We start from the raw sequence: 12,745 nt of genomic DNA, 5'->3' as shown, positions 1-12,745 counted from the left end.
CCGTGTGCCCACCCGTCCCGCCCTGGGGGTCCCCCCGGACGAAGTCTGGGGGAGGGACGATTGCCCACACGGCAGCGGGCGCGGGCCCCACACGGGCGCCGGCGCGGGGGCGGACCGGGGGCACCGCCCGGCCCAGGGCGCGGGTCACCCTGGGTCGGCCGCGCGGGCCTGGGGCCCCGCGGGATCCTGGGTGGGCGTCAGCCGGGGATCAGGCCGTTGTCCGAGAGCATCTCCCGGACCTCCTCCAGGCTCGCCTCAGGCGCCGGGAGGATGAGCTCGGAAGGTTCGAGCGCGTCGTCAGGCAGCGGCGAGCCGAGGCGGCGGACCGCGTCGAGGAGCGCGCCCAGCGTGCGCCGGAAGCCCTCCTCGTCCCCCGCCTCCATCTCCGCGAGCAGCTCGTCGTCCAGCTTGTTCAGCTCGGCGAAGTGGCTGTCGGCCAGCGTCAACTGGCCCTCCCCCATGATCCGTACGATCATGACGCGTCCTGTCTGTCGCCTACTTCTCGAAACGCGGGTGGGACTGCTGCTGGCCCTGGTTCTGGTTCGTACCGGAGCCGCCCTCGATGGCCTGCTGCTGCGCCGAGGGGCCCCCGGCCAGCTCGGCCTTCATCCGCTGGAGCTCCAGCTCGACGTCCGTGCCGCCGGACAGCCGGTCCAGCTCCGCCTGGATGTCGTCCTTGGCGAGGCCCGACTGGTCGTCGAGCGCGCCCGAGGCGAGCAGCTCGTCGATCGCGCCGGCGCGCGCCTGGAGCTGGGCGGTCTTGTCCTCGGCCCGCTGGATCGCCAGACCGACGTCGCTCATCTCCTCCGAGATGCCGGAGAAGGACTCGGCGATCCGGGTCTGCGCCTGGGCCGCCGTGTAGGTCGCCTTGATGGTCTCCTTCTTGGTGCGGAAGGCGTCCACCTTGGCCTGGAGACGCTGGGCGGCGAGGGTGAGCTTCTCCTCCTCGCCCTGGAGCGTCTGGTGCTGCACTTCGAGGTCGCTGACCTGCTGCTGGAGCGCGGCCCGGCGGGACAGCGCCTCGCGCGCCAGGTCCTCGCGGCCGAGGGCGAGGGCCTTGCGGCCCTGGTCCTCCAGCTTGGCGGACTGGCCCTGCAGCTGGTTCAGCTGGAGTTCGAGCCGCTTGCGGGAGGTGGCGACGTCGGCGACGCCCCGCCGCACCTTCTGCAGCAGCTCCAGCTGCTTCTGGTAGGAGTAATCGAGCGTCTCGCGCGGATCCTCGGCCCGGTCAAGGGCCTTGTTCGCCTTCGCGCGGAAGATCATCCCCATACGCTTCATGACACCGCTCATGGGCTTCGCGCGCCCCCTTCTGACGGACTCGGCTCCAGCTCTTCAACAGGATCCACACTACGGGCCCTGTCTCCATTACCGCACTGTTCGGAGCGGGATGCGCTCCTCCCCAAGGACGACTGCGCGGGGTGTTCCCTCCCGCGCAGGGAGTAGACGGATCTCCGGGTGACCCCCGCGCCGCCCTTCGTACGTACCGCCCAAGACGCAGTCCGTTAGCGGATCGTTCCCGGCCCGCATGGGGTTCATGCCCGCCACCCCGTACCCTTGGGTTTTGTGTTCCGTAGCCGTTCGAAGGACGAGAAGGCCCCCACCGACAAGGTGACGGCGGACCTCTCCACCAAGCAGCCCCGCGACCCCGAGGCCCCCAAGGGCCGCCCGACCCCGAAGCGGAGTGAGGCCCAGACCCAGCGTCGCCGCGCCGCGACGGTGCCGACCGACCGCAAGGAGGCCGCCAAGCGTCAGCGCGAGGCGCGCCGCTCGGACCTGGCCCGCCAGCGCGAGGCGCTGGCCAGCGGCGACGAGCGTTACCTGCCGGCCCGCGACAAGGGTCCGGTCCGCCGTTTCGTGCGCGACTTCGTCGACTCGCGCTTCGCGATCGCCGAGTTCTTCCTGCCGATGGCCGTGGTGATCCTCGTGCTGTCGCTGTTCGGCAACGCCAACCGGTCGCTGCAGAACATCTCCCTGCTGCTCTGGCTCGGTGTGATCGTCCTGATCGTCATCGACTCGATCGGCATCTGGATCCGTCTGCGGAAGCAGCTCAACGAGCGCTTCCCGAACGAGCCGAAGCGCGGCGCGATCGCCTACGGCCTGATGCGCACGCTCCAGATGCGCCGACTGCGTCTGCCGAAGCCGCAGGTCAAGCGCGGAGAGCGGCCCTGAGCGCCGACAGCTCGGAGTACGACGGGCGCGCGTTCGGCGAGGCCACGTCGGAGTCGGGTGGCCCTGTGCTGCCCGTCGTCGCCCACTGGCCCGCCGGTCCCGGCGGGCTGCGCGACACCATCCGGCAGGAGATCGTCGCCCGTCAGCTCGACGAGCAGATAACCAGCCGCTACCCCGTGGGGCAGCGGCTGCGGATCCTCGACGCGGGCATGGGGCAGGGCACCCAGGCCCTGCGCCTGGCCCGGGCCGGGCACACCGTGACCGGTCTCGAGGCCGACCCCGACCTCCTGAAGGCGGCCCGGGAGTCGCTGGCGACCGAGCCCGCCGGGATCCGCGAGCGGGTCCGGATGATCGAGGGCGACGGCCGCGAGACCGGGGTGCACTTCCTGCCCGGCAGCTTCGACGTGGTCCTCTGCCACGGCGTGCTCATGTACGCGGACGAGCCCGACGCGCTGCTCGCGGGCATGGCCCGGATGCTGGCCCCCGGCGGCCTGCTGTCCCTGGTCGTACGGAACGCGGAGGCCCTGTCCATGCGACCGGGGCTCGCCGGGGACTGGTCGGGGGCGCTCGCCGCCTTCGACTCGGACGTCTACACGGACGACAACGGCGTGAAGGTGCGGGCCGACCGGCTCGACGCGCTGACGGCGACGCTCGCGGGGATCGCGGCGCCGCTGCACGCCTGGTACGGGGTACGGGTCTTCACGGACGACGTCCCCGCGGACGCGGGCCTGCCCGCCGCCGAGGAGCTGGACCGACTGCTCGCCGCGGAGGACCGTGCGGGGCGGACGGATCCGTACCGGCGGATCGCGGCGCTGCTGCATCTGTGCGGGGTACGGGGCTGAGGCCGGCTCACCCCTGATCGGGTGCGCTCGCCGGGCCGGGGGTAGGGCGGAATCGGATACTCCGGACATGGACGTCTTCCATGGCCGCCCCCCTGCCCTTGCACGCCTCCTTCTTCCCCTCACCGCCGGCGCCTGCGCCCTCGCGCTGGTCGGCGGCTGCTCCGCCTCCGGTGGGGACGCCGCCGACCCGGAGCGGTCCACCCAGGCGGCCGTGCCGCTCGCCGCCAACGAGCTCCAGGACGACTACCGGGCCGTCATCAAGAACGTCCTGCCCTCGGTCGTGCAGATCGAGGCGGCGAACAGCCTCGGCTCGGGGGTCGTCTACGACGGCAAGGGGCACATCGTCACCAACGCGCACGTCGTCGGCCAGGAGAAGACCTTCAAGGTCACGGCGGCCACCGGCGGGCAGCCCGTGACGGCACGGCTCGTCTCCTCGTACCCCGAGCAGGACCTCGCGGTGCTCAAGCTGGACAGCGTGCCGCAGGGGGTGAAGGCGGCGAGCTTCGGCAACTCCGCCGCCGTCGACATGGGCCAGATCGTCCTCGCGATGGGCTCCCCGCTGGGCCTGTCCGGCAGCGTGACCCAGGGCATCGTCTCCGCCACCGGCCGGACCGTCAGCGAGGGCCGGACCGGGGGCGGGACGGGCGCCACGATCGCGAACATGGTCCAGACGTCGGCGGCGATCAACCCCGGCAACAGCGGGGGCGCCCTGGTGAACCTCGACAGCGAGGTCATCGGCATCCCGACGCTCGCCGCGACCGACCCCGAGCTGGGCGGGGGCTCGGCGCCCGGCATCGGCTTCGCGATCCCCGCGTCGATGGTGAAGACGGTCGCGGACCAGATCGTCAAGAACGGCAAGGTGACGGACTCGGGCCGGGCGGCCCTCAACATCACCGGCCGTACCGTCCTCGACGACAACTACGAGCCGGCGGGCGTGGCAGTGGTCGAGGCACCTGCGGACGGGGCGGCGGGGAAGGCGGGGCTTCGGCCGGGGGACGTGATCACGCGCCTCGGCGACGCGGAGATCACGACGATCACGTCGCTGGCGGAGGCGCTGGCGTCGATGAAGCCGGGGCAGGTGGTGACGGTGGTGTACACGCGCGGCACGACGACCCACAGGACCCAGGCCACCTTGGGCGAGCTGTAGCCCCCGCGCCGTGCCGTCCCGCGTGGGGCCCGTGCCCGCTGCCGTGTGGGCAATCGTCCCGCATGGGGGTCCCCCCAGGACGAAGTCCTGGGGGGAGGGACGGGTGGGCACACGGGACGGCGCCCTCCGCGGCGCCTCCGCGTTCCGCGCCTTGACCCGCACCACCAGTGCACTGCGCACGGGGTGCGGGTCCAGGTTCAGTAGCCTCTGGCGCCGGCAAGGGCGCCGTTCCGTTGTGCCCACCCTCCCCCAAGCTCTCGGCTTCGCTCGAGCAGGGGGGACCCCCATCGCCCCTTGCGGAACGCCTGCCCACAACGGGCGGGGCGCCGTTCCGTTGCGGGTGGGCACCGCCCTTGCGGAACGCCTGCCCACAACGGGCGGCCGGGTGCTTTAGCCCTCCGCGTTCAGCGGCATCGGGCCGTAGATCTTCGCCCCGTCCTCCGACAGCGTCACCTGGTCCGCCCCTCCGCCCAGGAGGTCACGCCAGTTCTCGCCGAGCCAGCTCTCCGCGTCGCCCTGGGTGGTGAACTCCTCGGGCGTCACCACCGGCTCGACCTCGGTGCCGTCGGACTTCTCGAACCGCCACGTCCATGCCATGCAAGCCTCCTGGCGCTCACCGGATGATCGGTTTCCTGCCCGCAGCGTAGCCGGGCGCGCACGCCTCGCGGTGGCGCGGGAGGATCTGAGGGTGGAACTGACTCTGCTCGGCACCGGAGCCCCGCTCGGACTCCCCCGCCCCGACTGCCCCTGCGCCGTGTGCGCGCTGTCCCGTGGGGAGCGCGCGAGGGCCGCGACCTCGCTGCTCGTGGACGGGGCGCTGCTGCTCGATCTGACCCCGGGGGCCGCCCTCGCCGCCGCCCGGTCGGGGCATTCGCTGGTGGGGGTGCGGCAGGTGCTGCTGACGCATCCGCACGACGGGCCGGCGGTGGAGGTGCCCGCTGGGCTTCCCACCGCAGGGCGGGTGCCGGACGGACGTGAGTTGACGCTGATCAGCGGGCACCGGGTGCGGGCGGTGCCGATGGACTCCCCCGGGACCGGGTACGAGGTGACCTCGGCCGAGGGGGAGCGCTTGCTGTACCTGCCGCCCGGCGGCGCGCCCGCGGGCATCGGGGACGATCACCGCGCGCCGTACGACATGATCGTCGCCGATGTCACCGGGCGGCCGGACGGGCTGGCCCGGCTGCGGTCGACGGGCGCGATCGGCCCGGCGACCGAGGTGATCGCGGTGCATCTGGACCACGACGCGCCGACGGGCCCCGAGCTGGACCGGCGGCTCGCGTCGGCGGGGGCGCGGGCGGTGCCGGACGGGACGACGCTGTACATCGGGGAGTACCACGAGGTGCCTGAGGTGCCCCGGCGGACGCTGGTGACGGGCGGGGCGCGGTCGGGGAAGTCGGTGGAGGCCGAGCGGCGTCTGGAGACCTTCCCGGAGGTGGTGTACGTGGCGACGGGTGGGACCAGGGAGGGCGACCCCGAGTGGGCCGAGCGCGTCGGGCTGCACCGGGAGCGCCGGCCGGCCTCCTGGCGTACGGCCGAGACCTGCGACCTCGTACCGCTGCTCGCGGAGGACGGCCCCCCGCTGCTGATCGACTGTCTGTCGCTGTGGCTGACGGACGCCATGGACCGGGTGGGCGCCTGGGACGACGAGCGGTGGCGGGACGGCGGGCAGACGGCGCTGCGGGAGCGGACGGCGGAGCTGGTGGCGGCGATGCGGGCGACGGGCCGTACGGTCGTGACGGTGACGAACGAGGTCGGCTCGGGGGTGGTGCCGGCGACGGCGGCGGGGCGCCGTTTCCGGGACGAGCTGGGCCGGCTGAACGCCGCGTTCGGGGACGAGTGCGAGGAGGTCGTCCTGGTGGTCTCGGGCCAGGCCTTGGTGCTGCGCGGGTAGGGTGCGATCACCGAATCTGTAGCGTGCGATCACCGATTGACCTGTCACTAGGCGGAACCCTTGAACCTCGACGACTTCTCCGATCTGATCGAGCGCCCCGACGGCGGGATACGGCGTGACGCCGAGGAGCGCCGGGAGCGGCTGGCCGTGCCGCCGGGGGCCCTGGGCCGGCTCGACGAGCTGGGCGAGTGGCTGTCCGCGGCCCAGGCCTCGGTCAAGGTGCGGGCGATCGAGCAGCCGAAGGTGGTGCTGTTCGCGGGCGACCACGGGGTGGCCTCGCTCGATGTGTCGGGCCGTCCGGCGGGCACGGCGTACGAGCTGGTGCGCGCGGTGCTCGACGGGGCGAGCCCGGTGGCCGTCCTCGCCCGCTCGATGGGCGTGCCGGTACGGGTCGTGGACGCCGGTCTGGACTGCGATCCGGAGCTGCTGCCCGCCGAGGTGGTACGGCACCGGGTGCGGCGCGGCAGCGGCCGGATCGACGTGGCGGACGCGCTGACGGTCGAGGAGACCGAGGCGGCGGTCCGGCTCGGTGTCGCGATCGCCGACGAGGAGGCGGACTCGGGCACGGATCTGGTGGTGCTCGGGGATCTGAGCGTCGGCGGCACGACCCCGGCGTCGACGCTGATCGCGGCGCTGTGCGGGACGGACGCCTCGGTGGTGACCGGCCGGGGCGGTGCCGGGATCGACGATCTGGCGTGGATGCGCAAGTGCGCGGCGATCCGGGACGCGCTGCGGCGGGCCCGGCCGGTCCTGGGCGACCAGCTGGAGCTGCTCGCGGCGGTCGGCGGGGCGGATCTGGCGGCGATGACCGGGTTCCTGCTGCAGGCCTCGGTGCGGCGGATGCCGGTCATCCTGGACGGTGTGGTGGGCGCGGCGTGTGCGCTGGTGGCGCAGCGGGCGGCGTTCCGGGCGCCGGACTGGTGGCTGGCGGGTCAGGTGAGCGGGGAGCCGGCGCAGGCGAAGGCGCTGGACAGGATGGCGCTCAACCCGTTGCTCGACCATGGCGTCCATGTGGGTGAGGGAACCGGGGCATTGCTCGCACTTCCCCTCGTCCAGGCCGCGGCGGCGTTCGCCGCGGAGCTGCCCGAGCGTCCGGACCCGACCAGTCCGGCCGCCGAGGAGCCGGCGGAGGCCTGAGCGGGGGCGGAAACGGCACGGCTGACTCCGGGGCGGTCACGCGCGACGCGCGCGTGACCGCCTCCGGCGTCTCCGTACGGCGTGAGGCGCCCCATATGATCGCTTTTCATGGGAGAAGTCCGCTTGTCTGCCGAAGCAACACCCCGGGGCAGCACCGTCCGTTCGCGGCGCAGCGCCGCGTTCGCCGTCTGGTACCTGCGTGTCGTCACGTTCCTCAATTTCCTGAGCGCCGTCTGGGTCTCGTTCGGGCAGGACCTGCGCCGCCACAACGAGGACGACTACTTCACCCCGTACATGCTCACGGCGGGCTTCGCCTCGGGGGTCTTCACCCTCTTCCTGGCGATCACCATGCGGCGCCGCAAACGGGCCGCGTGGATCCTCAACATGGTGCTCGTCGGCCTGTTCCTGCTGCTCTTCGCTGTCGGGATGCTCTTCCCCGAGATCCGGCAGCACGCCCAGAACTGGATCTCGCTGGCCCTCTCCGCGGCGTTCACGGTGGCGCTGCTGCTCGGCCGCAAGGAGTTCTACGCCAAGGGCGACCGCTCCAACCCGAAGCTCGCGGCGGGGGTGGCCGTGGGCGGACTGCTCGTCACCTCGCTGCTCGCCGCCGTCCTGGTGACCGTCACCAACGAGTCCACCGGCCACTCCACCTTCCTGGAGCGCTGGAAGTACGGCGTGATGCGGCTGGTCACGCTGGCCTCCGACGACACCGGCTTCAAGGGCATCCACCCGCCCGGCTGGGTCGACGTCACCATCAACGTCCTGTCCACGCTGCTGCTCTTCGCGGTGCTCTTCGCCGCCTTCCGCTCCCGGCGGGCCGTCGACCCGCTGACCCAGGAGGACGAGGACCGGCTGCGGGTCCTGCTCGACAAGCAGGGCGAGCGGGACTCCCTCGGCTACTTCGCCCTGCGCCGCGAGAAGAGCGTGGTCTGGTCCCCCAGCGAGAAGGCGGCCGTCGCCTACCGGGTGGTCGGCGGGGTCTCGCTCGCCTCCGGAGATCCGATCGGCGACCCCGAGGCCTGGCCGGGCGCCATCGAACCCTGGCTCGCCGAGGCGCGCGAGCACGGCTGGATCCCGGCGGTGATGGGCGCGAGCGAGGAGGCCGGGGTCATCTACGCCCGGCACGGTCTGGACGCCCTGGAGCTGGGCGACGAGGCGATCGTGGAGACCGACGAGTTCACCCTGGACGGCCGGGCGATGCGGACCGTCCGGCAGGCCTTCAACCGGGTCAAGCGGGCCGGGTACGAGGTCCGGATCCGGCGCCACGAGGACATCCCCGCCGACGAGATGGCCGAGCTGCTCCGCAAGGCGGACGACTGGCGCGACGGAGCCACCGAGCGCGGCTTCTCGATGGCGCTCGGCCGGCTCGGCGACCCCCGGGACGGCCGCTGCGTGATGCTGGAGTGCACCGACGACCAGGGCGAACTGCGGGCCCTGCTGTCCTTCGTCCCCTGGGGGCCGAAGGGGCTCTCGCTGGATCTGATGCGCCGTGACCGGGACTCCGAGAACGGCCTGATGGAGTTCATGGTCATCGAACTCCTGCAGCGCGCCAAGGAGATCGGGATCACTCAGGTCTCGCTGAACTTCGCGATGTTCCGCTCCGTCTTCGAACGTGGCTCGAAGCTCGGGGCGGGACCCGTGCTGCGCATGTGGCGTTCACTGCTCAGCTTCTTCTCCCGCTGGTGGCAGATCGAGTCGCTGTACCGCGCCAACGCCAAGTACCGACCGATCTGGGAGCCCCGATTCATGCTCTTCGAGAAGAGTGCCGACCTGCTGCGCATCGGCCTCGCGGCCGGCCGGGCCGAGGGCTTCCTGGAGGCCCCCGGTCTGCTGGGGGCACCCCCTGGACGAAGCCCTTGGAGGAGGATGCACCGCAGGCATCTGGAGAGCAGCCGTTGAGACACGCCGCACGGGAGTTCGCCCGCCGTGAGTGGGGGCCGCTGTTCGGCACCGTACGGACGGCGCTCGTCACGAAGAGGTGGAGGGCGGCTCCCCTGACGCTGGGCGCCGTCTGCCTCACCGCCCTCTTCCAGCTGGTGCAGAACCAGGACTGGGGCTATCAGCCGGTCCAGGACATCGGTTCCGTGCGGGCCGAGGACCCGCTGTGGCTCGCGCTGCTGCGGACCCCGCTCTCGCTGTTCGTCCCCGCGCTCGACCTGCCCGTGTGGGGCGCCCTCGCGCAGGTCCTCCTGGTGTTCGGGATCGCCGAGATCTGCGTCGGGCGGTGGCGCACGCTCGGCATCGCGTACCTCGCCACCCTCGCCGGCACGCTCTACGCGCGCGTGGGCATCGCCCTCGGCCCCGACAGCCCGTTCGGCCTGCCCGCCTCCGACGCGCAGGTCGTCGACACGGGCCCGTCGGCGGCGGTGGTCGGCCTCGCCGTGTACGTCTGCTGGCGCTACCGGGCGTACCGGACCGGCTGGCTCGTGGTCGTCGCCATGGTCGTCGAGGTGATCATGAAGGCGAACCTGGCGGGCAAGGAGCACCTGGCGGCCATCGCCGCCGTCCTCGTCCTGATCGCGGTCCAGGCGCGGCGCGGGCGCGGTCAGGACACCGGCGGCGTCGGGCCGCGCCCGGGGACGCGTTCCTGGAAGCCGCCGATCAGGTCCTGAGCGCGGCGCCGGACCCTGGTCCAGCGTCTGTCGTGGCGGTACGTACGGATCCGGGAGCGGGCCCTGGCCCGGTGGCGGCGCCCGTAGAAGTGCCGGGACCACCAGGAGCCGGGGCGGGCCAGACGGACGGCGCCCACGATCGCCACGAACGGGACCAGGATCCCGATCACGGCCATCCGGAACTTCCCCTTCACCAGGGTGACCAGGATCAGGACGAAGTTCAGCGCGAGGCTGAGGATGAACGTGACCCGGTCATGGCGCTCCTCGGCGGTCATGTCGTTGACGCCGAGCGGCGAGAAGCCGCTGAGCGCGAGCCCCACGAGGGCCGTGGTGAGCACGACCACCTCGACGCTCTTGCGGCCGTCCTCCGACCAGTACACGTCGTCGAGGTGGAGGATGAGCGCGAACTCGTCCAGGACGAGCCCCGCGCCGATCCCGAAGACGACCGCGAAGATCGCCCCGCCGGCGCCGTGCCGGTCGCTGGCCACCGCGCCGAAGCCGCCGAGGATCGTGAGGACGACGCCCGGCACGACGTGATGGATGTGGACGCCCCCGGAGGAGACGTTCCGGAAGGGACCCTTCCCCGCCCGGATGAGCCGGGTGACGGTGCGGGTGACCAGGAATGTCAGGACGAAGGAGGTCAGAGCGAGCAGCATCGGGAGCTTGCCCGGCTCGACGATGTTGCGGGAGAACCAGTGACCCATGCCACCCCGTTCCGATATGCGCGGTATGCGCAATCTACCGTCCGCGGGCGGCGATTACCCTGCCCGGATGGACGGCCTGCGTTTCGCCTTCGGGACCCTCACCGTGTTCCCCGCCCGCATCACCCGCTGGGACCGGGCCGCGGCGCGCGCCGGCATGCTCTCGGCCCCGCTCGCGGGTCTGGCCGTCGGGCTCTGCTCCGCCGCGGCCGGCGGCCTCTTCCTGCTGCTCGGCTCGGGCCCGCTGCTCGCGGCCGTCGCCGCCACCGCCGTCCCCGCGCTGCTCACCCGGGGCCTGCACCTCGACGGTCTCGCGGACACCGCCGACGGCCTCGGCAGCGCCAAGCCGGCCGAGGACGCGCTGCGCATCATGAAGCAGTCGGACATCGGCCCGTTCGGCGTCATCGCCCTCGTCCTCGTCCTGCTCGCCCAGGTCGCGGCGCTGTACGAGCTGTACGGGGAGGGCTGGGCGCAGGGCGCCGTCGCCGCCGCCCTCGCCGCCACCGTCGCCCGCCTCGCCCTCACCCACGCGTCCCGGCAGGGCGTCCCGGCCGCCCGCCCCGAGGGCCTCGGCGCGATCGTCGCCGAGACGGTCCCGACCCGGTCCGCGACCCTCACCACCGCCCTGGTCCTGGTCCTGTGCGCCGCAGCGGGCCTGCTGTTCTCCCCGTTCGACGCCGTCCGCTCCGTCCTGGCGGCCGGCGCGGGCCTCGGCGCGGCGGCCCTGCTGCTCCGCCGGTGCGTCCGGCGCTTCGGCGGGGTGACGGGGGACGTGTTCGGCGCGGTGGAGGAGACGGCGGCGACGGCGGCGCTGGTCGCGCTGACGCTGGGCTGACCTCTAACAGGGCTGCCGCCAGGCGTCGAGTTCGTACCGCTTCCGCATCGAGCTGAGGCCCAGCTTCCGCGCCTGCGGGCAGAACTGGTCCGTCGTCAGTTCGTACTCGACGTGGAAGACGGCCTTGCCCGCCGCCGTGAACGGGGCGAGTCGGCCGCACTCGTCGTACTCGGCGCACTGCTCGTTGACCGCGAAGTCGAAGTCCGGGAGCAGCTTCGGGATCTGGTCCAGGTCGTTCTTGAGGCCGACCGCGAGGCCCCGGTCGTGGGCCATGTCCGCGACGAGGCGGTTGTAGCGGAGCTGGTCGGCGGCGGTGAGGGGGAAGCCGGTGCGGTTCTTGTAGCCGTCCATGTTGTCGGGTTCGACGGCGTCGAAGCCCTTGTCCCGGCACATGTCGAGGCGCTTCGCCATGAGCGGTCCGAGGAGGTCGGTGCGGCGGACGTCCAGCCAGCGCTCGCCCTCCCAGCCGTTGCCCTTGCCGAGGACGGCCTTCGGGAAGTCGTCGGCGTCGGGGCGGAAGTCCTCCCAGGCGCCGGTGGAGACGTAGCAGATAACCTTGCGGCCGCGGCGGTGCAGGTCGGCGACGGTCGAGGCCGGATGGTCGAAGCCGTCGATGTCGTACACCGGGACGTCGACGGCCGGGTCGAGCCGGCCGCTGAGCTGCCACTGCCAGGCGAGGCCGGGCGCCGGGCGCCAGCGGTCCTCGGTGGGCTTGGGGTCCGGGTGGGGGGCCGCCGTACAGGCCGTGGCGAGCAGGAGGAGTGCCACGAGCGGCAGTGCGGTCCGTCTCATCGGGCGGGCTCCAGGAGGTGCGGAAGGGTGCCCCAGGGGTGCGCGCCGGTGCCGGGGACGGCGCAGTGCACCGGGGTGGCCGGGCGGAAGCCGACGGGGGCGGCGTACACGAGGTGGCAGTAGTGGGCGGCGACCGGCAGGTCGAGGGTCCGGTAAGTGTCCCAGGGGCCCTCGAAGGTGACGAGGAGGTCGGCCTGGGCCTCGTAGCCGGGGTCGGGGTGGGCGCCGTGGTTGAAGACGAGGGTCGCGGCCCCGGCCGCCCGGGCGGCGACCGCGATGCGGCGGTAGTGGGCGAGGGCGGCCGGCGCGGTCGCCACCTGGTCCAGGAAGGCGCCGTCGGCTCCGAACCAGTCGCGGTGGCGGACCAGTTCGGCGACGACCTCGGCGTGCGGGCGTCGGCCGTACGCGGTGTCCACGTACCCGAGGACCCGCACCCCGGCGGCCCGCAACCGCGCGGCGGCCTCGGCGAACGCCGGGTCGGGCGCGGCACCGGCGCCGCTCGCCGGGTTGAGGACGACGCCGTACAGGGACGGCGCCGCGTCGACGAGGGCCGACCAGGCCTCGGGGCGTTCGGCCGGGTGCTCGTAGTACGGCACCAGGAGGGAAGGGATGGTCATGA

Annotated in this window: 14 protein-coding genes; 8 read left to right on the top strand and 6 right to left on the bottom strand. The window is 72.9% G+C overall.

All coding sequences use genetic code 11. The annotated features are described in order from the left end of the window. Positions 1-197: 197 nt before the first annotated feature. Both pspAA and ABT041_RS20165 read right to left on the bottom strand, forming a co-directional pair. Entirely contained in the window at positions 198-476 is a 279-nt protein-coding gene (gene pspAA / locus ABT041_RS20170) for a PspA-associated protein PspAA (RefSeq protein ID WP_351186231.1), read from the bottom strand. Positions 477-495: 19 nt separating this feature from the next. Continuing rightward, on the bottom strand, positions 496-1,290 hold the full coding sequence (locus ABT041_RS20165; protein WP_041128852.1) for a PspA/IM30 family protein: 795 nt from the start codon (positions 1,288-1,290) through the stop codon (positions 496-498). Positions 1,291-1,563: 273 nt separating this feature from the next. Here ABT041_RS20165 and ABT041_RS20160 point away from each other — a divergent pair, with 273 nt between their 5' ends. From ABT041_RS20160 to ABT041_RS20150, 3 genes are all read left to right on the top strand, one after another. After that, complete coding sequence (locus ABT041_RS20160; RefSeq protein ID WP_086828019.1) at positions 1,564-2,169, top strand: DUF3043 domain-containing protein; 606 nt, start codon at positions 1,564-1,566, stop codon at positions 2,167-2,169. Positions 2,170-2,234: 65 nt separating this feature from the next. Further along, on the top strand, positions 2,235-3,011 hold the full coding sequence (locus ABT041_RS20155) for a class I SAM-dependent methyltransferase (protein WP_351186228.1): 777 nt from the start codon (positions 2,235-2,237) through the stop codon (positions 3,009-3,011). Positions 3,012-3,078: 67 nt separating this feature from the next. Beyond that, positions 3,079-4,158 carry a S1C family serine protease gene (locus ABT041_RS20150; RefSeq protein ID WP_351186226.1) on the top strand — a complete coding sequence of 360 codons (1,080 nt, stop codon included), beginning with the start codon at positions 3,079-3,081 and terminating at the stop codon, positions 4,156-4,158. 390 nt (positions 4,159-4,548) lie between these two features. Here the strand turns inward: ABT041_RS20150 and ABT041_RS20145 are convergent, their stop codons facing one another. Then, positions 4,549-4,755 (bottom strand): hypothetical protein, encoded by a 207-nt coding sequence (locus ABT041_RS20145; RefSeq protein ID WP_351186224.1) that lies wholly within the window; start codon positions 4,753-4,755, stop codon positions 4,549-4,551. A 91-nt stretch (positions 4,756-4,846) separates the two neighbouring features. On the opposite strand from ABT041_RS20145, the gene ABT041_RS20140 reads away from it, so the two are divergent. The 4 genes from ABT041_RS20140 (at position 4,847) to ABT041_RS20125 (ending at position 9,798) form a co-directional block, all read left to right on the top strand. Next, entirely contained in the window at positions 4,847-6,049 is a 1,203-nt protein-coding gene (locus ABT041_RS20140) for a bifunctional adenosylcobinamide kinase/adenosylcobinamide-phosphate guanylyltransferase (protein WP_351186222.1), read from the top strand. A 60-nt stretch (positions 6,050-6,109) separates the two neighbouring features. Beyond that, on the top strand, positions 6,110-7,186 hold the full coding sequence (gene cobT, locus ABT041_RS20135; protein WP_351186220.1) for a nicotinate-nucleotide--dimethylbenzimidazole phosphoribosyltransferase: 1,077 nt from the start codon (positions 6,110-6,112) through the stop codon (positions 7,184-7,186). A 108-nt stretch (positions 7,187-7,294) separates the two neighbouring features. Continuing rightward, on the top strand, positions 7,295-9,085 hold the full coding sequence (locus tag ABT041_RS20130; protein ID WP_351186218.1) for a phosphatidylglycerol lysyltransferase domain-containing protein: 1,791 nt from the start codon (positions 7,295-7,297) through the stop codon (positions 9,083-9,085). After that, complete coding sequence (locus tag ABT041_RS20125) at positions 9,082-9,798, top strand: hypothetical protein (RefSeq protein WP_351186216.1); 717 nt, start codon at positions 9,082-9,084, stop codon at positions 9,796-9,798. The genes ABT041_RS20130 and ABT041_RS20125 overlap by 4 nt, the downstream gene beginning before the upstream one ends. Here ABT041_RS20125 and ABT041_RS20120 read toward each other — a convergent pair. Then, positions 9,732-10,502 (bottom strand): hypothetical protein, encoded by a 771-nt coding sequence (locus tag ABT041_RS20120; RefSeq protein ID WP_351186214.1) that lies wholly within the window; start codon positions 10,500-10,502, stop codon positions 9,732-9,734. The two genes, ABT041_RS20125 and ABT041_RS20120, sit on opposite strands and share 67 nt — an antisense overlap. A gap of 67 nt (positions 10,503-10,569) precedes the next feature. Here ABT041_RS20120 and cobS point away from each other — a divergent pair, with 67 nt between their 5' ends. After that, complete coding sequence (gene cobS / locus ABT041_RS20115) at positions 10,570-11,334, top strand: adenosylcobinamide-GDP ribazoletransferase (protein ID WP_351186212.1); 765 nt, start codon at positions 10,570-10,572, stop codon at positions 11,332-11,334. 3 nt (positions 11,335-11,337) lie between these two features. Here the strand turns inward: cobS and ABT041_RS20110 are convergent, their stop codons facing one another. Next, on the bottom strand, positions 11,338-12,126 hold the full coding sequence (locus tag ABT041_RS20110; RefSeq protein WP_351186210.1) for an endo alpha-1,4 polygalactosaminidase: 789 nt from the start codon (positions 12,124-12,126) through the stop codon (positions 11,338-11,340). Further along, positions 12,123-12,743, bottom strand: coding sequence for a spherulation-specific family 4 protein (locus tag ABT041_RS20105; protein WP_351186208.1), 621 nt, complete (start codon positions 12,741-12,743; stop codon positions 12,123-12,125). Before ABT041_RS20105 ends, ABT041_RS20110 begins: the two co-directional genes overlap by 4 nt. Between the last annotated feature and the right edge of the window lie 2 nt (positions 12,744-12,745).

Origin of the sequence: Streptomyces sp. NPDC002825 (assembly GCF_040295385.1) — a bacterium.
GTDB lineage: Bacteria > Actinomycetota > Actinomycetes > Streptomycetales > Streptomycetaceae > Streptomyces.
This window is presented reverse-complemented; position numbering and strand designations above follow the sequence as displayed.

Excerpts from the sequence above, each read along its gene's own strand:
- pspAA (WP_351186231.1), bottom strand. The coding sequence starts at position 476 with ATGATCGTACGGATCATGGGGGAGGGCCAGTTGACGCTGGCCGACAGC.
- ABT041_RS20165 (WP_041128852.1), bottom strand. The coding sequence starts at position 1,290 with ATGAGCGGTGTCATGAAGCGTATGGGGATGATCTTCCGCGCGAAGGCG.
- ABT041_RS20150 (WP_351186226.1), top strand. The coding sequence starts at position 3,079 with ATGGACGTCTTCCATGGCCGCCCCCCTGCCCTTGCACGCCTCCTTCTT.
- ABT041_RS20145 (WP_351186224.1), bottom strand. The coding sequence starts at position 4,755 with ATGGCATGGACGTGGCGGTTCGAGAAGTCCGACGGCACCGAGGTCGAG.
- ABT041_RS20130 (WP_351186218.1), top strand. The coding sequence starts at position 7,295 with ATGGGAGAAGTCCGCTTGTCTGCCGAAGCAACACCCCGGGGCAGCACC.
- ABT041_RS20120 (WP_351186214.1), bottom strand. The coding sequence starts at position 10,502 with ATGGGTCACTGGTTCTCCCGCAACATCGTCGAGCCGGGCAAGCTCCCG.
- cobS (WP_351186212.1), top strand. The coding sequence starts at position 10,570 with ATGGACGGCCTGCGTTTCGCCTTCGGGACCCTCACCGTGTTCCCCGCC.
- ABT041_RS20110 (WP_351186210.1), bottom strand. The coding sequence starts at position 12,126 with ATGAGACGGACCGCACTGCCGCTCGTGGCACTCCTCCTGCTCGCCACG.
- ABT041_RS20105 (WP_351186208.1), bottom strand. The coding sequence starts at position 12,743 with ATGACCATCCCTTCCCTCCTGGTGCCGTACTACGAGCACCCGGCCGAA.